Origin of the sequence: Bradyrhizobium sp. CCBAU 53338, assembly GCF_015291665.1 — a bacterium.
In the GTDB taxonomy this organism is placed as follows: Bacteria; Pseudomonadota; Alphaproteobacteria; order Rhizobiales; family Xanthobacteraceae; genus Bradyrhizobium.
Map to the genome: position 1 here is coordinate 612144 of NZ_CP030048.1, position 23082 is coordinate 635225.

Below are 23082 nucleotides of genomic sequence, written 5' to 3' on the forward strand. Positions count from 1 at the left end.
ACGCGGCTGTACGGCTGTCGAGTGATTCATGGACTGGCTCGGATTCACAATCGTCATTCTCTGCCTACTCGTGTCGGGCTTCTTCGCGGCGAGCGAGACCGCGCTGACCGGCGCCTCGCGCGCCAGCATGCTGCGGCTGTCCAAGCAGGGTAATCGCGACGCCGACGTGGTCTCGCAGCTGCTCGACATGCGCGAGCGCCTGATCGGCGCGCTGCTGCTCGGCAACAACATCGCCAATATCAGCGCCTCCGCGCTGGCAACCTCCATCTTCACCGCATGGTTCGGCGATGTCGGCGTGCTCTATGCCACCGGCGTGATGACGGCGCTGGTCGTGATTTTTGCGGAAGTGCTGCCCAAGACCATCGCCATCAACGCGCCGGATCGCATGGCGCTCGCGGTCGCGCGCCCGATGCGGCTGACGATGTATGTGCTGGGGCCGCTGCTGCGGATCGTCGAGGTCATCGTCCGCCTGCTGATGCGCGGCTTCGGTCTTGCCGGCGAGCACCAGGCGATCCTGTCGCCGACCGAGCGCCTGCGCGGCGCGGTCGACCTGCTGCACCACGAGGGCAAGGTGGAGAAGCAGGACCGCGACATGCTCGGCGGCCTGCTCGATCTGCGCGAGCTCCAGGTCTCCGACGTCATGATCCATCGCACCGAGATGATGATGATCAACGCCGACATGCCACCGGACGATCTGGTCCGCGAGGTGCTGGCGACCGAATACACCCGCATTCCGCTCTGGCGCGAGAAGCCGGAAAACATCATCGGCGTGCTTCACGCCAAGGATCTGCTGCGCGCGATCCGCGCCTCCGACGGCGATACCTCGCGCATCGATGTCTCCACCATCGCGCTGCCGCCCTGGTTCGTGCCGGAGATGCGGCCGCTCGCCGAGCAGCTCAAGGCGTTCCGCCGCCGCAAGACCCATTTCGCGCTCGTCGTCGACGAGTATGGCGAAGTCGAAGGTCTCGTGACGCTGGAAGACATTCTGGAGGAGATTGTCGGTGACATCTCCGACGAGCACGACGTGGTTGTCGCGGGCGTACGTGCCCAGCCTGACGGCTCCGTCGTGGTCGATGGCTCGGTGCCGATCCGCGACCTCAACCGCGCCATGGACTGGCGCCTGCCCGACGAAGAGGCAACCACGGTAGCCGGCCTCGTCATTCACGAAGCGCGCTCGATCCCCGATCGTGGCCAGAGCTTCACCTTCCACGGCTTCCGTTTCCGCGTCCTCCGCCGCGAACGCAACCGCATCACCGCGCTCCGTATTTCTCCGGTCCCGCGCGAGGCCGAGATGGAAGAGGCGAGGCCGAGACGGGCGGGGACGTCGTTCTAACGCCTCAGTCATTCCGAGGCGACGCGAAGCATCGAATCCGGAATCTCGAGATTCCCCGGTGCGCAATTGCGCAGCTGAGGTTCGGCTCTTCGAGCCGCCCCGGAATGACGGAGCTAATTTTCCCCCGGCGCCTGCGCGTGGATGGCCAGCGCATGCACGCTGCCGGAAAGTTCCGCGGCCAGCGCCGCATTTATCATGCGGTGACGGTCGACCCGGCTCTTCCCTTTGAAGGCCCGAGACACGATATAGACGCGGAAGTGCGTCTCGCCGCTCGGCCGATGGCCGGCGTGGCCCTCATGCAAATGTGACTCGTCGACGACTTGCAGGCTTTCCGGCGTGAAAGCTTCCTGCAACTTGTTGCTGATAGTGTCTTTCATAACCATGAGTGCCATTAAATCCTGCGATCGCGCTCCGTCAATTGCATAAGGCCGTCTCCGGCGGCCGTAGTTCAAGCGACGCCGAAGTGAAACTTCGGTTACGGGTAGTCAGCTAATTGCGATGTCAAGACTTGAAGGTTTTTGCATTGCGTAGTCAAAGTCAGCCATGCCGATCGATTCATCAAAGTTCTTCGACTCCATCCGTGTGAAGCCGCGGGGTAAGCAGCCCGAGGCGAAACCGCGGGACACCGTGGTCGCCTGCGAGTGGGCCGGGTGCCAGAACAAGGGCGCGCATCGCGCGCCGAAGGGCCGTGATAACCAGCGCGAGTACTGGCACTTCTGCCTGGACCACGTGCGCGAGTACAACCAGAACTACAATTTCTTCTCAGGCATGAATGCCGACGCCGTTGCGCGCTATCAGAAGGACGCGCTGACCGGACACCGCCCGACCTGGAAGATGGGCGCCAACGGCGGCAAGAAGGGTGCGGAAGCCGAGATCGACATGGCCTCCGATCCGTTCAGCATGTTCAGCGAGATCAACGGCCGCGCCAGTTGGCGGAAGGGTCCGGAGGCGGAGCCCAAGGCCGAAACGCGCAAGGTCATGAACGCCGAGCGCAAGGCGCTCCAGGTCATGGGCCTCGGTCCGAATTCCACGCTCGCCGACGTCAAGACCAAGTACAAGGCGCTGGTCAAGCAGCACCACCCCGATGCCAACGGCGGCGACCGCTCCACCGAAGACCGCCTGATCGAGATCATCAAGGCGTACAACTATTTGAAGACTGTGGTCCGGGAGGCCTGAGGGCTACGGGGCTCGCTTTCTTCCCTTCTCCCCTTGTGGGAGAAGGTGGCGCGTAGCGCCGGATGAGGGGTTGCATCCGCGAATTCAGATGCGCGAGGTTCGCGCGCGGAGAGAACCCCTCTCCCACAAGGGGCCTGTTGCGCTACTGCCTTTTGATGCGGGAGACGTAAGGAGAGAGGGCGTTGTCGGCCCCGATTGTCGGGCCGAAGCTGTATTTTGCGCCCTTGATGGGCGTCAGGCGGCGATCGTGGCCCACCGCCTCATATTGAACGCGATGGAGGCAAGCAGGACTTGTCCGCGTGCCTTGGCGAGACCGACGTATCGGATGCAGGTGAGCCGCATCCGACGTTTGAGGGTGGCAAAGGTTGTCTCCACCGTTGCCCGTCGTCGTGCGATGAGACGGTTGTAGCGTTTGAGCCTCGGCGGCAGTTCCGGGTGATGCCTGTTGGGACGGCGGGCGATGCGGGGCTTCTTGCCTTCCGCTTTCAGCCGCGCCCGCCGGGCGTGGGTGTCGTAGGCCGCATCGGCCCATACCACGGCTTCGTCGCCGCGGATCAGTTCGTCGGCTGGCGTTGTATCGTTGATATTGGCGGGCGTGGTCAGGACTGAGCGGATCAGACCGGATCCCTCGTCGACACCCATGTGAGCCTTGTAGCCGAAGGTCGAACCACCCTTGCCCTGTCGCTTGGTGAACCGGGCGTCTGGGTCGTTTGATGGACGATCCTCCTTGGGAGGAGCTGAGACGGCCTGGATCAGGGTCGCGTCGAGCATCGTGCCGCGCTTGAGGATGACACCAGCATTCTCAAGCTGGCGGTCCAGCTCGCCAAACAACTTCTCCAGCAGGCCTTGTTCGATGAGTTGATTCCGGAAACGGTTCAGAACCGTATGGTCGGGCGTCGCATCCTCGAGGCTCAGACCAACGAAGCGCTTGAACGACAGCCGGTCGCTCAGCGCTTCCTCAAGCTCGCGGTCCGAAAGACCATAGAGCGACTGCAACAGCAGCGCCCGAAACAGCACCAACACCGCGTACCCCGGCTGACCGGGTCCCTTCTCGTCCCGCAAATGGCCGATCAGCTTCTCGAACCGGTACCACTTGACCAGGCCGGCCAGCCGATCCAGCGACGCATTGGCGCCGGCTCCCTTCGGCATCAGCGCATCTACAAAGCTCGGCTGTCCCGTCTGCTTCACCGCCATCGTCATTCCCCCAAAAGGCTCAACCGCAGGGAATCACAACTGGCGAATTACGCAACAGGCCCACAAGGGGAGAGGGAAAGCGCTTCGTTCCACCCGAGCTACCTCATCACGCAACGTATGGCTTCGGCATCGCGCCCACATAGGACGAACTCGGCCGGATCAACCGGCCCGTCCGCTGCTGTTCGCGCGCGTGCGCGGTCCATCCTGCACTACGCGCCACCGCGAAGATCGGCGTGAAGGCCTGCCTTGGAATCGCCAGCGCATCGAGCAGGATCGCGGTGAAGAACTCGACATTGGTCTCCAGCGGCCGCTCTGGATTCTTCTTGCGGAGTGCTGCGCGGATATAGGCTTCGACCTCGCCGGCAAACGGCAGATCGGCGCCGTTGGACGCGAGCGCCTCGACCGCGGTCTTCAGCACATCGGCGCGCGGATCGCGCACGCGATAGACGCGGTGGCCAAAGCCCATCATCCGTTCGCCGCGCGCCAGCGCCGCATCGACCCAGGGCTGGATCCGCTCGCGCGATCCGATCGCGTCGAGCATTTCCAGCACCGGCTCCGGCGCGCCGCCATGCAGCGGACCGGTGAGTGCGCAATAGCCGGCGGTGACGGCCGCGAACAGATCGGCCTGTGTCGAGGCCACCACGCGTGCGGTGAAGGTCGAGGCGTTCATGCCGTGATCACTGGCGGTGACGAGATAGGCATCGAGCGCAGTGACCTCGCGTGCGGCCGGCGCGCGCCCATGCAGCATGCGCAGCGCATCGGCGGCGTGGCTGAGGTTCGGATCGGGTGCGACCGGATCGAGCCCTTTTGCGCGCCGGACCAGCGCGCCCGCGATAACCGGAAACGCGCCGACGATGGTCGCTTCATGCGCGAGGCCGTGCTCGGCGCGCAATCCCGCGACCGCCGCACGAAACCCGTCGACGATCCCCATGCCTTGCGTCGTCGGCAGCAGGCCGGAAAGCCGAGCAAAGGCGCGCTCGCGCGCCGCCCCCAGGCTCGCCCGCACATTGGCTTCGCTCAGCGTGGTCTGGCTGGCGCCATTCCAGAGCCGGGCGGTGACGCCCTCGAAACTCGAGGCGGAGGCGAGCGTGCCGACATGCTCGCCGGCAATGATCAACTCGCCGCGCTCGCCATCGACATGGCTCAGCACGGTTTCGGCTGCGGGAACGCCGTCCAGCCCGATCTGGCTTTTGGTGAGGTGGATGTTCATGGCCCAAATCTTCCTTTTGCACTGCACCGTGGGAAAATCGGGCCTCTCGACAGATTGATCAATCTTGATTACATCAATCAATATGAAAAATTCTGAAGGTCTGTATCTCTCCGCCCGGGAAGCCGCGGCCGAGCTCGCGATCTCGCCGGCCACGCTCTACGCCTATGTCAGCCGCGGCCTGATCCGCTCGGAGCCGACGCCCGACTCGCGCAAGAACCGCTACCGCGCCGAGGATGTCCGCGCACTGAAGGAGCGTCGGGTGCCGTCGCCGGAGCCGCGGGGCTTGCGCAGTTTCGATGCCGATCTGCCTGTCATGGATACGGAGATCTCGACCATCACCGAGGAAGGCGCCATCTATCGCGGCGTCAACTGCGTCGATCTCGCCGAGAACGACACGCTGGAGCACACCGCAACGCTGCTCTGGGACGTCGCCGACGTCGATCCCTTCGCGCCCGACAATCAGCCGAAAATCTCCGATGAGATGCGTGCGATTGCGGAAGCTGCACGACGCGCGGCGCCGATCGATCGTGCGATCGCCGTGCTCGCGCTCGCGACGAGCGCCGATTCCCGGGCCTTCACCCGCGCGCCGGATGGCCGCGCGATGGTCGGCGCGCGCATCGTCCGGCTCCTCGTTGCCACGATGCTGAATTCCGAGCCGTCATCCGACGCCTTGCATCAGCAGATTGCGCGCGCCTGGGCTGCCGACAACAAGCATGCGGGCGATCTCATCCGCCGTGCACTGGTGCTGCTCGCCGATCACGAGCTGAACGCCTCGACCTTCACGGCGCGCTGCGCGGCTTCGACCGGGCTCAGTCTCTACGATTCCGTCATCGCCGGCCTCGCTGCGCTGAAAGGACCAAAGCATGGCGGCGCCGGCGTGCTGGCCTCGCAACTGGTCAAGACATTGGTCGATCGCGACGTCGAGCCGATGGTGCGCGAGCGCGTTGCGCTCGGCGAGCGTTTTCCGGGCTTCGGCCACGGCGTCTACAAGCGCGGCGATCCCCGTGCGCAATCGTTGCTGAATGCGCTGGCGCGCGCCGGCGCACCGCGCAAATTCACGAAAGAGGTGCCGGATCGGATTGCGGAGGCGACCGGCGAGTTCGTCAACATCGACTACGTGCTCGCCGTGCTCGTGCACGCGCTGCGCCTGCCTGCAGGCAGCGAGCTCGCGCTCTTCGCGATGGCCCGCAGCGTCGGCTGGATCGCGCATGCCAGCGAGCAATTGCAGTTCGGCAAGCTGATCCGGCCGCGGGCACGGTATGTGGGGCCGGCGCCGGGGCGGAGGGCCGGAGCCTAGCTAAATTCAGCCTCGGGGCTTGGCCGCCGCGACAACGCTGCCGTGCCTCCGGCGGATGGTCCAGATCGCCAGCCCCAGCACGATCGCGATGCCGACGACGCTGAAAATCCAGATGTGCTTGCCGATATGCTCATGGTGCGGCAGGCCGGCATATTGGTGCAGAGCCGAAACCGCCAGGACGCCCGGCAGCACATGGGCCGGCGCCCAGACCAGGATCGCCGGGATGTTCACCGCGTAGAATTTGGCCGGCGCCATGTCGAGCGCGCCGGCGGTAATCGGCACGAAGGCGCGGATCGGCGGCACGAAGCGGGCGAAGAACACGGCCCAGGTGCCGAAGCGATGGAAGAAGGCCTCGCTCTCCTCGACCACGCGCGGGTAATTCGCGAGCGGCCAGGTGTCGAGGATTTCGCGCTGCTGCCGATGCCCGACCCAGTAAGCCGATCCGTCGCCGAGCACGGCGCCGGTGACGGCCGCCAGCAGCACCCATTGCAGCTTCAACTCTCCGCCGGGAACCAGCGCGCTCAGCGCCAGGATGATGGTCGAGCCCGGGATCACCGATCCCACCACCGGCACAGCTTCGAGCAGCGCTGCCAGGAACAGGGTCAGATAGGCCAGCCACGCATGGACTGAGACGAAGGAGATCAGGGGATCAAGGAAGGACGTCACGTCGTCTCTGTCACGGGCTGGGGCATTCGGGTTCAGACCCTTACATAAGTAAGGCGGGGCCAAGAAAGTGCCATTTGCTTGGGCAGGCGGCTGTCCGGCGCGAAATTTGGGCGAGATTTGCAGGGCAGCCTTCCCAAAATCGCGTTCCTTGCCTATCTAAATGAAAAGACAACGGAACTTTGATTGGCGCGCGGGCTTCTGCCGGCACGTTGTCTCTGATAGGTTCGCAGCCGCACCCAGCCGCAGCCAACGTGCAAATAACTGGTCTCGGGACCGCCCGGGGCCTCGGAGGATTGATGACGACCGCCGCCCTGTCCAAAGTTGAGGAAGTTTCCGGTTTGCCCGACATGAAGGTGTCGGTGCGCCAGGTGTTCGGGATCGACAGCGATCTCGAAGTGCCGGCCTATTCCGAAGTCGATCCTCACGTCCCTGAAGTCGATTCCGACTACCGTTTCGACCGCGCCACCACGCTCGCCATTCTCGCCGGCTTCGCCCGCAACCGCCGCGTGATGGTCACCGGCTATCACGGCACCGGCAAATCCACCCATATCGAGCAGGTCGCCGCTCGCCTGAACTGGCCCTGCGTGCGTGTCAACCTCGACAGCCACATCAGCCGTATCGACCTCGTCGGCAAGGACTCCATCGTGGTCCGCGACGGCAAGCAGGTCACCGAATTCCGTGACGGCATCCTGCCCTGGGCGCTGCAGAACAACGTCGCGCTGGTGTTCGACGAATACGACGCCGGCCGTCCGGACGTGATGTTCGTGATCCAGCGCGTGCTGGAAGTCTCCGGCCGCCTGACGCTGCTCGACCAGAACAAGGTGATCAAGCCGCATCCGGCGTTCCGCCTGTTCGCGACCGCCAACACGGTCGGCCTCGGCGACACCTCGGGCCTCTATCACGGCACCCAGCAGATCAACCAGGGCCAGATGGACCGCTGGTCGATCGTCACCACGCTGAACTATCTCAGCCACGACGAGGAAGTGGAGATCGTGCTGGCCAAGGCCAAGCACTATCGCACCCAGGAAGGCCGCGACATCGTCAACAAGATGGTGCGCCTTGCCGATCTGACCCGCAACGCCTTCGCCAATGGCGACCTGTCCACGGTGATGAGCCCGCGCACGGTGATCACCTGGGCGGAAAACGCCGACATCTTCGGCGATATCGGCTTCGCCTTCCGCGTCACCTTCCTCAACAAGTGCGACGAGCTCGAGCGTCCCCTGGTCGCCGAGTTCTACCAGCGCTGCTTCAACGCGGAGCTGCCGGAATCGGCAGTCAACGTGGCGCTGTCCTGATTTCCCTCTCGGTGTGTCGTCCCGGCCTTCGCCGGGGCGACGGATCAAGGTGACATGACCACCTCCAACTCCAAATTCCGCAACAGCAAGGAAGCGCCGACCGAGCCGTTCAAGCGCTCGGTGGCGTCCTGCCTGAAGGCGATCGCGAAGTCGCCCGAGCTCGATGTGAGCTTCGCGGCCGAGCGCCCGGGTCTCGCGCCCGGCAAGGCGCGGCTGCCCGAGCCCGCGCGCAAGATGACAAAACGCGATGCGGCGATCGTGCGCGGCCACGCGGATTCGATCGCGCTCAAGATCGCCTGTCACGACGCAAAGCTGCATCGCAAGCTGATGCCCGGCAATCCGCACGCGCGCGGCGTGTTCGAGGCAGTGGAGCAGGCGAGGGTCGAGGCGATCGGCGCGCGCCGCATGGCGGGCGTTGCGAAAAACCTCACCGCGATGCTCGACGATCACTTCCATCGCGGCAAGTTCGACGAGATCACCGACCGCGCCGACGCGCCGCTCGCCGATGCGCTGGCGATGCTGGTGCGCGAGCGCCTCACGGGCCTCGCGCCGCCCGCGGCCGCCAGGAAGATGGTCGATCTCTGGCGTCCCATTCTCGAAGACAAGATCGGCAAGCGGCTCGACCGGCTCGACGGCGTGGTCGAGGACCAGACCAAGTTCGGCGACGCCGTGCATGACCTGCTGACCGCGCTCGAGCTCGGCGACGAGCGCAACGCCGACAGCGAGGACAACGACGACAACGACGAGAACCAGGACGGCGACAACGATCAGTCCGGAGCGGAAGGCTCGCCCGATTCCGACGCCGCGCAGGAGATGAGCGCCGACCAGGCGCAGGCCTCCAGCGAGGAGATGAGCGAGAGCGCGATGGAAAGCGCGCAGGCCTCGACCTCGGACACCTTCGACGACGGCGAGCTCGGCGACGACGAGACGCCGGGCGAGGCGACGCGTCCGAACGCGCACGGCAAGAACGAGCCGCGCGGGCCCGAATATCACGCCTTCGCGCCCAAGTTCGACGAGGTCATCGCCGCCGAGGACCTCTGCGACCATGACGAGCTGGAGCGCCTGCGCGCCTATCTCGACAAGCAGCTCGCGCATCTTCAGGGCATCGTCGCCCGCCTCGCCAACCGGCTGCAGCGCCGCCTGATGGCGCAGCAGAACCGCGCCTGGGAGTTCGATCTCGAAGAGGGCATTTTGGACCCCGCGCGCCTGTCGCGCGTCGTCACCGATCCCTATCACCCGCTGTCCTTCATGCACGAGAAGGAGGCGACGTTCCGCGACACGGTCGTCACGCTGCTGCTCGACAATTCCGGCTCTATGCGCGGCCGCCCGATCACGGTCGCGGCGACCTGCGCCGACATTCTCGCCCGCACGCTGGAGCGTTGCGGCGTCAAGGTCGAGATCCTGGGCTTCACCACGCGCGCCTGGAAGGGCGGGCAATCGCGCGAGGCGTGGCTCGCCGCCGGCAAGCCGGCCAATCCCGGCCGCCTCAACGATCTCCGCCACATCATCTACAAGTCCGCCGACGCGCCCTGGCGCCGTGCGCGGAAGAACCTCGGCCTGATGATGCGCGAGGGTCTGCTGAAGGAGAACATCGACGGCGAGGCGCTCGACTGGGCGCACAAGCGCCTGCTCGGCCGGCCCGAGCAGCGCAAGATCCTGATGATGATCTCGGACGGTGCGCCGGTCGACGATTCCACGCTGTCGGTCAACCCCGGCAATTACCTCGAGCGGCATTTGCGCCACATCATCGAGGAGATCGAGACCCGTTCGCCGGTCGAGCTGATCGCGATCGGCATCGGCCATGACGTGACGCGCTACTACCGCCGCGCGGTGACGATCGTGGATGCCGAGGAGCTCGGCGGCGCCATCACCGAGAAGCTCGCCGAACTCTTCAGCGAGACCAACACGGCGCCGACACAACCGGCCAATCGCCCGCGACGCAAACTGCATTCGTGAGCACGCTTCAATCCCGCCGCAGCTTCATTGGCCACGCGGCGGCGGGATTTTCCACTCTCGCTCTGCCTCGGCTCGCGCAAGCGCAGCCAGCACAAGGGCCGGCGCAGCCGGAACGAAGGCCGGCGCAGCCCGAGCACGCCGTCACCGCGCCCGCCAGCATCGAGGTCAACGCGCGGCCAATCCCGTCCTTCGAGCCGCGCGACCGCTCGCGCGTGCGCTTCGGCTCCCTGCAATATCGCAGCGGGCTCGTCCTGACTTCGCCGCATCGCGGCTTCGGCGGTCTGTCCGGCCTGCGCTTTCTCGACGACAAGGGCGAGCGCTTCCTCGCGCTGTCCGATCAGGGCGCCTGGTTCACCGGTGCCATCCGCTATGCCGGCAGCAGGATGGCCGGGCTCGACGACGTCGAGGCCGCGCCGATGCTGAACGCCGAGGGCCGGCCGATCACCGAGAAGCGGCTCTGGTACGATACCGAGTCGCTCGCGCGCGACGGCTCGACCGTTTATGTCGGGCTCGAGCGCGTCAACCAGATCATGCGCTTCGATTTCGCCAGCGGTGGCACGCGCGCCCGCGGCGAGGTGCTGCCGACGCCATCAGGCTTGCGCAAGCTGCCCACCAACAAGGGGCTGGAGGCGCTGGTGTTCGTGCCGAAGGACATGAAGGGGCAACCGCTCGCGGGCACGCTGATCGCGATGTCGGAAGGCGGCATCGATGCCGACGGCAACCTGATCGGCTTTTTGATCGGCGGCCCGTCGCCCGGCCAGTTCAGCGTCAAACGCACCGACAAGCAATTCATCAGCGATGCGGTGCTGCTGCCGTCCGGAGAGCTGCTGATCCTCGAGCGCAAATTCTCCTGGTTCACCGGCATCAACATCCGCATCCGCTCGCTGCCGTTGAAGGCGATCGCGCCGGGCGCGGTGGTCGACGGCCCCGTGCTGTTCGAGGCCGATCTCGGCCACGAGGTCGACAACATGGAAGGCATCGACGCCCATGTCACGGCGGAGGGCGAGACCGTGCTGACCATGGTGTCGGACGATAATTTCTCGCTGCTCCAGCGCACCCTGCTGCTGCAGTTCACGCTGGTGGAATAGCCTCGCTGTACCCCGCCTGATAGCGCTCTCGTGTCCCCGACGAGCAGCACCGCTGCGCGCTGCGCTGCGTCCGGGGCACGAAACCGTTGTCCAGCGGCAATGCATGGCCCCGCGCGCTGCCATGCCCGCTGCGCAACTCGCAATCCGCCATTCGCCCACTACACTCCATGCAATTGCTTCCATCCCTCCATCCCCGGATCCCCCTCGCATGAGCGCCCTGTTTTCCCCGATCAAGCTGCGCGGCCTGACGCTGAAGAACCGTCTCGTGGTGTCGCCGATGTGCCAGTATTCGGCCGAAGACGGCGTTCCCACCGACTGGCATTTCACCCACATCAACAATCTGGCGCTGTCGGGCGCGGCGATGTTCTGCATCGAGGCGACCCATGTGGAAGCGATCGGCCGCATCACGCCGGGCTGCCTCGGGCTCTACAACGACGCCTCCGAAGCCGCGCTGAAGCAGATCCTCGCCTCGGTGCGGAAACACTCGCACACCGCGATCGCGATGCAGCTCGCCCATGCGGGCCGCAAGGCCTCCAGCGCGAAGCCCTGGGACGGCGGCCAGCTCATTCCGCCGGGCGAGGGCGGCTGGCAGACGGTGGCGCCGTCGGCCGTGCCGCACAAGGAGGGCGAGGCGGCGCCGGTCGCGCTCGATGCTGCCGGCTTGAAGCGCATCCGCGAGGCCTTCGTCGACAGCGCAAAGCGCGCGGAGCGCATCGGCATCGACGCGATCGAGCTGCACGGCGCGCACGGCTATCTCATGCATCAGTTCCTGTCGCCGATCTCGAACAGGCGCACCGACGAATATGGCGGCTCGCTCGAAAACCGCATGCGCTTCCCGCTCGAGATCTATGATGCGGTGCGCAGCGTGTTTCCGCACGACAAGCCGGTCGGCATGCGGGTGTCGTCGACCGACTGGGTCGAGGGCGGCTGGGACCTCGCGCAGACCATCGAATTCGCCAGGGCGCTGAAGGCGCGCGGCGTCGACTGGATCGATGCCTCCTCCGGCGGCGTCTCGCCGCTGCAGAAGATCACGCTCGGCCCCGGCTACCAGGTCCAGTTCGCAGATGCGATCAGGCGCGAGACCGGCCTGCCGACCATCGCCGTCGGCCTGATCACGGAAGCGAGGCACGCCGAGGAGATCGTCGCCAGCGGCAAGGCCGACATGGTCGCACTCGCCCGCGGCATGCTCTACGATCCCCGCTGGGGCTGGCACGCCGCCGCCGAACTCGGCGGCGAAGTCGAGGCGCCCCCGCAATACTGGCGCTCGCAGCCCTCCACGCAGAAGGCGCTGTTCGGCAAGACCACGTTCGGGGCGCGGTGAGCTGCCTTCGCCTTCCCGCGCGAGCGAAGCGCGTCGCGCCCCCGCGGGAAACGGGGAGAGGGAGCAACACAGAACCCGCGCATCCGTAACTCTCCTAACCTTCCACCCAGGCCAAAATGGGCCTAACCTCCTGTCATCCGCGGCATCACGGAGGTCCGCCATGCGGTTTCGTGTTCGCAAGACTGCTCACGTGTTCGAGCGATTGGGCCTCGCGATGGCGGGCGCCGCGTGCGGGCTGTTCGTCGGCGCCTATGTCGGATCGGCGATACCCGCGCTCACCACGCAGGGCTTTCTGCTGCTGATGATGCTGCTCGGCATCGTCGGCTTCTATCTCGGCATCGACACGCCGCAACTCCCCTTCGACGACGCGCACAGCCACATCGACGCCGCCGAGCTCCTGAGCTCCGCCGGCACCCTCTGCGCCACGCTCACCGCGCTCGCCTCCGTCGCCGTCATCGTGCTCCGCCTCGAGCCGCACGACGCGCTGACCTGGCTGGTGTTCCTCGGCTGGATCGGCGGCGTCGCAATGCAGATCGTCGCGGGCGCGAAGGCCAGGATGCGAAAGGCGTGAGGGAGTAGTTGCTTTTGCGAGAGATCACGCCGCATTGTCGGTGCGTTCCCTCCCCCCTTGTGGGGGAGGGCTAGGGAGAGGGGTGGCCACACGGCGCGCCCTATCGACTCCAGCGCGATTCCGTTGCCGCCAATCAGCACCGTTTGCTGAGCCACCCCTCTCCCCAACCCTCCCCCACAAGGGGCCTGTTGCGTAATTCGCCAGTTGTGATTCCCTGCGGTTGAGCCTTTTGGGGGAATGACGATGGCGGTGAAGCAGACGGGACAGCCGAGCTTTGTAGATGCGCTGATGCCGAAGGGAGCCGGCGCCAATGCGTCGCTGGATCGGCTGGCCGGCCTGGTCAAGTGGTACCGGTTCGAGAAGCTGATCGGCCATTTGCGGGACGAGAAGGGACCCGGTCAGCCGGGGTACGCGGTGTTGGTGCTGTTTCGGGCGCTGCTGTTGCAGTCGCTCTATGGTCTTTCGGACCGCGAGCTTGAGGAAGCGCTGAGCGACCGGCTGTCGTTCAAGCGCTTCGTTGGTCTGAGCCTCGAGGATGCGACGCCCGACCATACGGTTCTGAACCGTTTCCGGAATCAACTCATCGAACAAGGCCTGCTGGAGAAGTTGTTTGGCGAGCTGGACCGCCAGCTTGAGAATGCTGGTGTCATCCTCAAGCGCGGCACGATGCTCGACGCGACCCTGATCCAGGCCGTCTCAGCTCCTCCCAAGGAGGATCGTCCATCAAACGACCCAGACGCCCGGTTCACCAAGCGACAGGGCAAGGGTGGTTCGACCTTCGGCTACAAGGCTCACATGGGTGTCGACGAGGGATCCGGTCTGATCCGCTCAGTCCTGACCACGCCCGCCAATATCAACGATACAACGCCAGCCGACGAACTGATCCGCGGCGACGAAGCCGTGGTATGGGCCGATGCGGCCTACGACACCCACGCCCGGCGGGCGCGGCTGAAAGCGGAAGGCAAGAAGCCCCGCATCGCCCGCCGTCCCAACAGGCATCACCCGGAACTGCCGCCGAGGCTCAAACGCTACAACCGTCTCATCGCACGACGACGGGCAACGGTGGAGACAACCTTTGCCACCCTCAAACGTCGGATGCGGCTCACCTGCATCCGATACGTCGGTCTCGCCAAGGCACGCGGACAAGTCCTGCTTGCCTCCATCGCGTTCAATATGAGGCGGTGGGCCACGATCGCCGCCTGACGCCCATCAAGGGCGCAAAATACAGCTTCGGCCCGACAATCGGGGCCGACAACGCCCTCTCTCCTTACGTCTCCCGCATCAAAAGGCAGTAGCGCAACAGGCCCACAAGGGGGGAGGGAGCCGAGCGGGGTGCTTGGCGACGTCTTCGGCTCACATCGATGCGTTTGAAAAGCAGCCCGTTCAGCGCGCCTAAAACACCACGCCCACCCGCGTGCCGCGCTTCCACGCGATGCGGCAGCGCTTCTTGGTGTTGACGTGCAGCAGCTCGAAGCGATCGGGGATGTTCACCTGCCCGCCGAGATCGACGCAGGCGCCGCCGGGCGAATAGTCGATCAGCGTGCACGGGATCACAGGCGCGCGCGGGTCGGTGATGATCTTGGCCTGGCGGGACACCAGGCCTGCCGGCTTCACACGGGCGAACTTTCGCGGATGCTGTGGCACGTGTCCTCCTGCTCCGCCGTTCTTGCGGAGGTCTCGCCTGACATGATGCCGGCGGAGGTGATGCGATCAGGCTAAGGCCGGGCGGAGAATTTTAATGAAAAGTGGCGGCGATCGGAGAATGCGGAGGTAGCGGGGTGCTCCACCCGCTATTTCCTCCGCAACGGGATAATCCCCGGAAAGAGCCCTCACCCGCCGCGCTCTTCGAGCGCGTCGGCCGCTCCCGCAAGCGGGAGAGGCGAAGCCGGATCTACCCCCGGTGCCACCGGCATCGGCACCGTCACGAACTCCTTCGGCATGTTCACCGGATGATAGTCCGGCTCCACCGCCATGCGCTTCAGCACGCTCTCATGCACATGCGCGCCGTCGGGGATGACGCGCGGCTCGCAATCGGGAATGTAGAACCCCAGCACCACCTTCCGCTCAGGCCATTCCTTGTACTTTGCGCTCTTCGGAATGAATTCCAGCACGCGCCAGGCCGCGCTCATCGAATCGTGCAAGCGCCCCGACTTGCCGGTGTAGGCGGGCGGGACGTACTGGAACGGCGAGTTCTTGCGCTGGATGCCCCAGGCGAGTTGGTTCACGGTGCGCGGGTTGAAGTTCAGCCCGGCCTTCGCGGCCTCCTCGATCATCCAGATCAGCGGATATTTCGATTCCCCGCTCTCCGCCTCCGGATAGCCGCCGCCGACGTCGCTGTGCACGCCGGCGAACCACACCTGCATGATGTCCTGCGGCACCTTCTTCTCGTCCGGCACGTAGCGGTTGCTCCAGTACTCCTGCGGCTCCTCGTACACTTTCAAACGGAACATGCAGCGCCGCTCGTCGATCGCGATCGCCTGGCGGAAGATGGCGACGCTGGGGTTGCGCAGCGTGAAGGCGAGCTCCTCCAGGCTTGGCAAGAACAGGCGGTCGGCGCGCGGCACGATCACGCTCGCCACCGTGTCCCACACGCCGATGAAGTGGATGGTCGGCCAGCGCGTCGAGGTGATGCGCGCGAATTGCGCGGCGAGGTCGAACGTGCCCTGCGGCAGCGGCCCCTGGTCGTCGACATCGACATCCCTGAGGTCGGAGATATCGTTGCCGCGCCCGGTGCCGGAATATTGCTTGTAGGCGACGAGGCCCGAGCCCGCGAGGTTGGTCTGCTCCGGCGAGATCAGCCCGATCTTGTGAATCAGCCCCGCCAGCACCCGCACGGTGTAGGCGCCGCGCGAAAACCCGAACAGATAGATCTTGTCGCCGGGCGCGTAATGCTCGACCAGGAAGCAATAGGCCGAGAGCACGTTGTCATCGAGCCCGTAGCCGGTGGCGAGCCCCAGCACCAGGTTGACGTCGGCCTTGATCCGGTGCCACGTCGACGGCTTCGTCACCGTGCCGACGCCCGGATCGTAAAACACCATCTGCCGCGGCTCCGTCCTGTCGGTCTTGCGCAGGCAGCGATAGAGCTTCAGGACGTTGGAGATGTTCTCCGAGATCTCGTTGCCGGTGCCGTCGCAGCAGATGACGAGGTTTTTCGGGTCGGGTTTTGCTGAGTGCTCCATGGGATGCGCCTCCGGGTGATGCTACCGGGGCGAGTATAGCGGAAAGGGAAACGACGCGCCCGGTTTTGGCAGAAATTCCGGCGACATCCAGAGATTGATAGTAACATGCGCCCTATCATAGATAGTGGAGGGCCTATGGCCATCAATCTGGACGGCAATTGGAAGTCGGGCAAGGCCTACGATCTGCATACCGTATCGAGCACCCACCTCGGGACCGATGAGTTCGGTCACGATCGATTCGACAATGCCCGCAGCGAGATGGGTGAGCTCGTCTATCAGCTCAAGTACAAGGGCGATCAGTCCAAGGTTCAGCAGATCGTCACCTTGCTCGACGATATCAAGGGGATTGAAGGGTTTGATTTCATCATTCCGATTCCACCGACAAAGAAGAACCGTGCCGTCCAACCGGTTGAGCTGATCGCGCAGGCGCTTGGCGCAAGGCGAAACGTCGCCGTGGCAGCAGGCGCGCTTACGAACAGCGGCAACGAAGAGCTCAAGGGCATTACCGACCCGATCGCCCGCAAGGAACTCCTCGATGAAGCCCTCAAACTGGACGCGCCCCAAGGCAGGTTCAAAGGCAAGAAAGTCTTGTTGGTCGACGATCTCTACCGTTCGGGTTCGACGCTAGCCGAGCGCGAAATATCTCGCATCTTCTTCATAGTTTCCTACGATTAGAGCCGCTGTCAAAAACCCATTCGCAGCTTCTTCGTTGCTTTGCGCGATCGAGATAACTTCCCTTGCGCGTTCTAGGTCTCTACCGCACCAAGCCCTGAACGACTCCAAGGGAAAGTTTGCGGCTAAGTCCCTTCCCCCACGATCGACCAATGATTTGACACACCGCATCATGGCCGGGACCGATGCCGTTAGCTCAGGTAGGACATCGTCAAAGAATTTCTGACCCGCAAAAAAGCTTGTGTTGCTGACGCTATTGAACTCATCGCTATGAACAAGTTCGAGGAGATCGATCTGCTTCGCGTTGTGCAGATGGATACAAATCCTTCTCAGTTCTTCGTTTTCATAGTTTGCATACGAAAAAATCGCCGAAGTGAGCGTTCCCGAGCGATAAGAAACGAGCACGGTTTCCTCGGTTGCCTCGAAACTTTCGCTCAACGTCCTTGATCCCGCTCTTGTTGAATTGGAACAAAATAGGAACAATGTGAGGTGTGGTCAATAGCTGTTCAGCTTTGAGTTGTCTCGCGTCGCACAAACAAAAACGGCCGGATCTTTCGATCCGGCCGCAACGCAAACTCTACTCGGCTAAGCTTACGCCACGCGACGCAACTTAGCCCCCGCCCATTTCTGGAATCGGATTAGCTGGCCTTCTTGACCGGCGCGTCGCCGACCTTCTTCTGGATGGCGCGCTTCAGCTCGAGGGCGCGCGGCGACAGGGCGTCGGCGCTGGCCTTGAGCAGAAAGGTGTCGAGGCCGCCATTGTGGTCGACGCTCTTCACCGCGTTGGTGGAGACGCGCAGGCGCACGTTGCGGCCCAGCGCTTCCGAGATGAAGGTCACGTTGACCAGGTTCGGCAGGAAGCGGCGCTTGGTCTTGATGTTCGAGTGGCTGACCTTGTGGCCGACGAGGGGGCCCTTGGCCGTCAGTTCGCAGCGGCGAGACATGGCAAAAATCCTTGTTTCGAACCCCCAACGATTGCGGCCGCCATTCGGGGCGCCACGGGGGCTAATTCTGTGTCCTTGCAGGGAGCGGGCGGACGTATAGGGGGATAGCGGCGGGTAGTCAAGGATTTGGGGCGGGGTTTCATGCCACGCAACAGGTGTCATCGCCCGGCTGGACCGGGCGATCCAGTATTCCAGAGGCCGGCGTTTGAGAGCTCGGCCTCACCAGATCCGTCTCGGCGTACTGGATACCCCGCTTTCGCGGGGTATGACAGCGGAATGGGCGGACAGAGGTATCGCAGCCCGCGGGTTCGCCCAATCACCAAAACGGCAGTGTTTGAAGCGTCTTACCATCACAAAAGGGGCGCAATCGCCGATGAATAGTCCGGTGAGTTCCCTGGCTTTGGCGCCTGGATGCATTGCTTAGCGCCGCAACTGGCTTAAGTAACAACCACTCGCTTCCCGATTGGATCGTCTCGTGCACACGCTCACCCTCTTTCCGCCCCGGCTGCGCGCGGCCGGCAGGCTGGCTTTGGCCGCTGTCGGCGGGCTGATGCTGGCGTGGGGGGCCGCGCCGGCCGCGGCGCAGGGCAAGCTCGAGGCGCAATACGAGGCTTCGCTATCGGGCATTCCGGTCGGCCGCGGCGCCTGGAACATCGATATCCAGGACGACGTGTTCTCGGCGGCGGCCTCCGGCGGCACCACGGGCATCCTGAAATCCTTCGCGGGCGGGTCCGGCACCGGCGCCTCGCAGGGGCGCATCGTCAACGGCGCGCTGGTCGCCTCCGCCTACCAGGCCTCCACCACCACCTCGAAGAAGACCGAAGAGATCCACATCACCCTCGACAAGGGCAATGTGAAGGAGTTCGGCATCATTCCGGAGCCGCCGGTCGACCCCGACCGCATCGTCGTCACCGATGCGCATCGCCGCGGCGTGTTCGATCCGATGACCGCCTCGCTGGTGCGCGTCCCCGGAACCGGCGATCCGCTGTCGCCGGAGGCCTGCCACGGCAGCGCGCCGGTGTTCGACGGCCGCATGCGCTACGAGCTCAGGCTCGATTTCAAGCGCATGGCGACCGTGAAGGCGGAGAAGGGCTATCATGGCCCGGTCGTGGTCTGCGCGCTCTATTTCGTGCCTGTGGCCGGCTACATCCCCGACCGCCCCGTGATCAAGTACCTCGCCGCCCAGCGCAACATCGAGATCGCGCTCGCCCCGGTCGCGGGCACCAGGATTTTGGTGCCGTTCTGGCTGAAGGTTCCGACCCCGCTCGGCCCGGCGATGCTGGAGGCGACCAGCTTCATCACGACGGCGCTGCCGCCGCGGGTCGCGAAGACGCAGTAGCGCTGCGCTACGATTCCCCGTTACATCAACGGCTTACCCGCCGCCACCGCGCCATCGGCCGCAAGGCCCTTTCTACTGTGCATGGGGTTGTTTTCGCGAGATTGAGTTGGGGCGCAGCTCTGCCGGGAATCCATTTGACTCCGTCCCGATTCTGATTCGACTCCGCGCCATCCCCAACTTAAGGAATTCCGCCCCCAAATCGTCGCTTGTGCGACGGCCCAAAACTCCATCTAGTGCGCAGGAAACGAGGCCCCGCGAGATGTTGCGTGAACGTAACGGGACTCCGGGGGGAGTCAGCGATTCGGCCGCGATTCGTTCTAGAGTCGTTCCGAAGCTTAAAGCGCGAGGGAAAAGCGTCGCAAAGTGAGACAGTTGCGCGAGTGTCGCGCGCCCGCACCCCGCCGCCCCAGATAGCACTGACATTCGCCAAAATCGCGATTACCTAATAAGCTAGACATGGCCTTTCCTCCTTCCCCCTTCGCTTCCGAGCGCGCGCCAGGCTCCGGCGTCACCGCGGTGCTCGGTCCGACCAACACCGGCAAGACCCATCTCGCCATCGAACGGATGCTCGCGCATTCCTCGGGGCTGATCGGCCTGCCGCTGCGCCTGCTCGCGCGCGAGGTCTACAACAAGATCGTCGCCCGCGTCGGGCCGGAGGCCGTCGCGCTGGTGACGGGCGAAGAGAAGATCAAGCCGAAGAACCCGCGTTATTGGGTCTCGACCGTCGAGGCGATGCCGCGCGACCTCGATGTCTCCTTCCTCGCCGTCGACGAGATCCAGATCGCCTCCGACCTCGAACGCGGCCACGTCTTCACCGACCGCATCCTCAACCGCCGCGGCCGCGACGAGACGCTGCTGCTGGGCGCGGCGACGATGCGTCCGATCATCGAGCGGCTGCTGCCGGGCGTGTCCATGATCACGCGGCCCCGCCTGTCGCAGCTCGAATTCGCCGGCGACCGCAAGATCACGCGCCAGCCGCGCCGCACCGCCATCGTCGCGTTCTCCGCCGACGAGGTCTACGCCATCGCCGAGCTGATCAAGCGCCAGCATGGCGGCGCGGCCGTGGTGCTCGGCTCGCTCTCGCCCCGCACGCGCAATGCGCAGGTCGAGATGTTCCAGAACGGCGACGTCGACTATCTCGTCGCCACCGACGCCGTCGGCATGGGCCTCAATCTCGACGTCGACCACGTCGCCTTCGCCTCCGACCGCAAGTTCGACGGCTACCAGTTCCGTCGCCTGACGCCGGCCGAGTTCGCGCAAGTCGCCGGCCGTGCCGGCCGCGCCACCCGCAACGGCACCTTCGGCACCACGGGCCGCTGCGGCCCGTTCGAGCCCGAGCTGGTGAACGCGCTCCAGAACCACGTCTTCGATCCCGTGAAGATGCTGCAATGGCGCAACTCGAAGCTGGATTTCTCCTCCCTCGGCGCGCTCCAGGTCTCGCTCAACCTCGCCCCCGGCCACGACACGCTGACGCGGGCGCCGATCGCCGAAGACATGCGCGTGCTCGACCATGCCGCCCGCGACGGCGAGGTGCGCGATATCGCGCATGGCAAGGCCGCCGTGGAGCGCCTGTGGGAAGCCTGCCAGGTCCCCGATTACCGCAAGCTCTCGCCCGCCGCCCATGCCGAGCTGGTGACGACGCTCTACGGCTTCCTGATGCAGAAGGGCTGCATCCCCGATTCCTGGTTCGCCGCCCAGGTCGACCAGGCCGACCGCGTCGACGGCGACATCGACACGCTGTCGGCCCGGATCGCGCAAATCCGCACCTGGACCTTCGTCGCCAACCGCCCGGACTGGCTGAAAGACCCCGAACGCTGGCAGGGGACCGCGCGGGAGGTCGAAAATAAATTATCGGATGCGCTCCACGAACGCTTGACTGAGCGTTTCGTTGATCGCCGGACCAGTGTATTGATGCGCCGCCTGCGGGAGAACACGAGCTTGAATACGGAAATCGGCAAGACCGGCGAAGTTATCGTCGAAGGCCATGTCATCGGCCGCCTCGATGGCTTCACCTTTGCACCGGATGCGGCGGAAGCCGGCTCCGATGCGAAAGCCTTGCAGGCTGCCGCGCAAGCGGTGCTCGCCGGCGAGATCAATGCGCGCGCCGAAAAGCTCGGCAACGCGCCGGACGACCAGTTCGTGCTGACGTCGGACGGCACCATCCGCTGGACCGGCGACGCCGTGGCGCGCCTCGTCGCCGCGGAGGAGGCGCTGCATCCGCGCATCCGCATCATCTCGGACGAGCGGCTGACCGGCGGTCCCCGCGACAAAGTGCAGGCGCGGCTCGACCTCTGGCTCAAGACCCATATCGAAAAGCTGCTCGGCCCGATGTTCGAGCTGTCGAAGGCCGAGGACGTCACGGGCATCGCCCGCGGCATCGCCTATCAGCTGGTCGAGGCGCTCGGCGTGCTCGAGCGCCCGAAGATCGCGAACGAGCTGAAGGATCTCGACCAGCCCTCGCGTGCGACGCTGCGCAAATACGGCGTCCGCTTCGGCGCTTACCACATCTATTTCCCCGGCATCCTCAAGCCCGCCGCGCGTGCGCTGGCCGCGCTCTTGTGGGCGCTGAAGCAGGACAATGTCGATCTGTCGGCATTGTCGGGCGCGCAGCATCTGGCCTCATCCGGCCGCACCTCGTTCCCGGTCGACAAGAGCTTGCCGCGCGACGCCTATCGCGTGCTCGGCTACAAGCAGGCCGGCGAGCGCGCCGTCCGCGTCGACATTCTCGAGCGCCTTGCCGATCTGATCCGCCCGGCGCTGGCCTGGCGCGAGAATTCGCCCGGCGAAAAGCCCGCCGGCGCGTTCGACGGCCGCAGCTTCGTGGTGACGCAGGCGATGACCTCGCTCACCGGCTCCGCCGGCGAGGATTTCGCCTCGGTGCTGCGCGCGCTCGGCTATCGCATGGAGAAGCGCCCGCCGCTGCCGCCGAAGCCGGCCGCGCCTGCTGCTGCGGAGGCACCTGTTGCTGCGGAGGCGCCGGCTGCTGAGGCTTCCGCCGAGACGCCTGCTGAAACGACCGACGCCGCGATCGAAGCCGCTCCGGAAGCCGTCACTGTCGAAGACGCGCCCGGCATGGAGCAGCACGACGAGCCCGCTCACGAGGAGCCGGCGCTCGAAGCCTCGCCCGAAGCACCCGTCACGCCGGAAGATGCCCCCGGCATCGCCCCTCCGGCCGAAGAGCCTGCGGCGCCCGCAGAGGCTGCAGCAGAAGCAGCTCCCGCCGAGACCGCTGCAACGGAAGCCATCGCTTCGCCCGACGCCGCTGCGCCTGCTGAAGCCGTTGCCGCGCCCGCCGAGCCCGAGCTGATCGAAGTCTGGCGTCCCGGTGGCCGTCACGAGGATCGCAAGCCGCGCCACGAGCGCCATCGTCATCAGCGCCACAACAACCAGCGTCCGCAGGCCGGCGCTGAAGCCGGCGCTGCGTCCGCTGAGGGCGAGGCCGCGCAATCGGCCGATGGCGAGAAGCGCGGGGAGCGTCATCGTCACGGCGGCCATCGTCGCGATGCCGGCAGAGATTTCCGCAAAGGCCGCGAAGGCGGCGAGGGCGGTGAACGCCGCGACGACCGCAATCGCAGCTTCCAGGGCAAGGACCGCGATAACAAGGATCGCGATCGCAACCGCGACAACAAGAAGTTCGGCGGCGATCGTGACAAGGGCCGCGACAATCGTGGCCGCGACCGTGACAAGGGCCGCGACCGCCGGGATCGCGAGTCCGGTCCGTCGCTGCGCCCCTACGCATCGAGCGCGAACCCGCGTGAGCGTGATCGCCCCGCGGACCCGAACTCTCCGTTTGCCAAGCTCGCCGCGCTGAAGGAGCAACTCGCGGGTCGGAAGGAGTAAT

General features: G+C 65.2%; 20 protein-coding genes. 12 read left to right on the forward strand and 8 right to left on the reverse strand.

The genetic code is table 11. The annotated features are described in order from the left end of the window. Positions 1–28 precede the first annotated feature (28 nt). The gene (locus tag XH90_RS02910) at positions 29–1333 is read left to right on the forward strand and encodes an HlyC/CorC family transporter (protein ID WP_194479127.1); all 1305 of its coding nucleotides are present in this window, start codon (positions 29–31) and stop codon (positions 1331–1333) included. 113 nt (positions 1334–1446) lie between these two features. On the opposite strand, the gene XH90_RS02915 is transcribed toward XH90_RS02910, so the two are convergent. Further along, on the reverse strand, positions 1447–1716 hold the full coding sequence (locus tag XH90_RS02915) for a BolA family protein (protein WP_371748380.1): 270 nt from the start codon (positions 1714–1716) through the stop codon (positions 1447–1449). 160 nt (positions 1717–1876) lie between these two features. Between XH90_RS02915 and XH90_RS02920 the strand changes: the two genes are divergently transcribed. Beyond that, positions 1877–2509 (forward strand): J domain-containing protein, encoded by a 633-nt coding sequence (locus XH90_RS02920; protein WP_194479129.1) that lies wholly within the window; start codon positions 1877–1879, stop codon positions 2507–2509. A gap of 234 nt (positions 2510–2743) precedes the next feature. Here the strand turns inward: XH90_RS02920 and XH90_RS02925 are convergent, their stop codons facing one another. Both XH90_RS02925 and XH90_RS02930 read right to left on the reverse strand, forming a co-directional pair. Next, on the reverse strand, positions 2744–3709 hold the full coding sequence (locus XH90_RS02925; protein ID WP_194476884.1) for an IS5 family transposase: 966 nt from the start codon (positions 3707–3709) through the stop codon (positions 2744–2746). Positions 3710–3809: 100 nt separating this feature from the next. After that, positions 3810–4913 (reverse strand): citrate synthase/methylcitrate synthase, encoded by a 1104-nt coding sequence (locus XH90_RS02930; protein WP_194479130.1) that lies wholly within the window; start codon positions 4911–4913, stop codon positions 3810–3812. An 82-nt stretch (positions 4914–4995) separates the two neighbouring features. On the opposite strand from XH90_RS02930, the gene XH90_RS02935 reads away from it, so the two are divergent. Next, positions 4996–6210: a citrate synthase family protein gene (locus XH90_RS02935; RefSeq protein WP_194479131.1), complete on the forward strand. Its 1215-nt coding sequence runs from the start codon at positions 4996–4998 to the stop codon at positions 6208–6210. 6 nt (positions 6211–6216) lie between these two features. Here the strand turns inward: XH90_RS02935 and XH90_RS02940 are convergent, their stop codons facing one another. Next, positions 6217–6876, reverse strand: a complete 660-nt coding sequence (locus tag XH90_RS02940; protein ID WP_194479132.1) for a DedA family protein — start codon at positions 6874–6876, stop codon at positions 6217–6219. A 296-nt stretch (positions 6877–7172) separates the two neighbouring features. Between XH90_RS02940 and cobS the strand changes: the two genes are divergently transcribed. From cobS to XH90_RS02970, 6 genes are all read left to right on the forward strand, one after another. Next, the gene (cobS, locus tag XH90_RS02945) at positions 7173–8171 is read left to right on the forward strand and encodes a cobaltochelatase subunit CobS (protein WP_028141859.1); all 999 of its coding nucleotides are present in this window, start codon (positions 7173–7175) and stop codon (positions 8169–8171) included. Positions 8172–8225: 54 nt separating this feature from the next. Beyond that, positions 8226–10127, forward strand: coding sequence for a cobaltochelatase subunit CobT (gene cobT / locus XH90_RS02950; protein ID WP_194479133.1), 1902 nt, complete (start codon positions 8226–8228; stop codon positions 10125–10127). Then, on the forward strand, positions 10124–11215 hold the full coding sequence (locus XH90_RS02955) for an esterase-like activity of phytase family protein (RefSeq protein ID WP_194479134.1): 1092 nt from the start codon (positions 10124–10126) through the stop codon (positions 11213–11215). The genes cobT and XH90_RS02955 overlap by 4 nt, the downstream gene beginning before the upstream one ends. A 208-nt stretch (positions 11216–11423) precedes the next feature. Next, entirely contained in the window at positions 11424–12536 is a 1113-nt protein-coding gene (locus XH90_RS02960) for an NADH:flavin oxidoreductase/NADH oxidase (protein ID WP_194479135.1), read from the forward strand. 160 nt (positions 12537–12696) lie between these two features. Then, entirely contained in the window at positions 12697–13107 is a 411-nt protein-coding gene (locus XH90_RS02965) for a hypothetical protein (RefSeq protein WP_194479136.1), read from the forward strand. A 237-nt stretch (positions 13108–13344) separates the two neighbouring features. After that, complete coding sequence (locus XH90_RS02970; RefSeq protein ID WP_194476884.1) at positions 13345–14310, forward strand: IS5 family transposase; 966 nt, start codon at positions 13345–13347, stop codon at positions 14308–14310. A 189-nt stretch (positions 14311–14499) separates the two neighbouring features. Here XH90_RS02970 and XH90_RS02975 read toward each other — a convergent pair whose 3' ends face one another. Both XH90_RS02975 and XH90_RS02980 read right to left on the reverse strand, forming a co-directional pair. Beyond that, the gene (locus XH90_RS02975; protein ID WP_194479137.1) at positions 14500–14751 is read right to left on the reverse strand and encodes a PilZ domain-containing protein; all 252 of its coding nucleotides are present in this window, start codon (positions 14749–14751) and stop codon (positions 14500–14502) included. Positions 14752–14936: 185 nt separating this feature from the next. Further along, a complete protein-coding gene (locus XH90_RS02980; protein WP_194479138.1) occupies positions 14937–16286 on the reverse strand; it encodes a DUF2235 domain-containing protein in 1350 nt (449 codons plus the stop codon). A gap of 135 nt (positions 16287–16421) precedes the next feature. Between XH90_RS02980 and XH90_RS02985 the strand changes: the two genes are divergently transcribed. Continuing rightward, positions 16422–16961: a ComF family protein gene (locus XH90_RS02985; protein WP_194479139.1), complete on the forward strand. Its 540-nt coding sequence runs from the start codon at positions 16422–16424 to the stop codon at positions 16959–16961. Here the strand turns inward: XH90_RS02985 and XH90_RS02990 are convergent. Then, positions 16911–17396 (reverse strand): hypothetical protein, encoded by a 486-nt coding sequence (locus XH90_RS02990; RefSeq protein WP_194479140.1) that lies wholly within the window; start codon positions 17394–17396, stop codon positions 16911–16913. The genes XH90_RS02985 and XH90_RS02990 overlap by 51 nt on opposite strands. 200 nt (positions 17397–17596) lie before the next feature. Beyond that, entirely contained in the window at positions 17597–17902 is a 306-nt protein-coding gene (gene rpmB, locus XH90_RS02995) for a 50S ribosomal protein L28 (protein WP_194479141.1), read from the reverse strand. A gap of 529 nt (positions 17903–18431) precedes the next feature. Here rpmB and XH90_RS03000 point away from each other — a divergent pair. Together XH90_RS03000 and XH90_RS03005 are read left to right on the forward strand one after the other, a co-directional pair. Then, entirely contained in the window at positions 18432–19241 is an 810-nt protein-coding gene (locus XH90_RS03000) for a DUF3108 domain-containing protein (RefSeq protein WP_371748381.1), read from the forward strand. A 456-nt stretch (positions 19242–19697) separates the two neighbouring features. Next, positions 19698–23081 (forward strand): helicase-related protein, encoded by a 3384-nt coding sequence (locus XH90_RS03005; RefSeq protein ID WP_194479142.1) that lies wholly within the window; start codon positions 19698–19700, stop codon positions 23079–23081. Position 23082 lies beyond the last annotated feature (1 nt).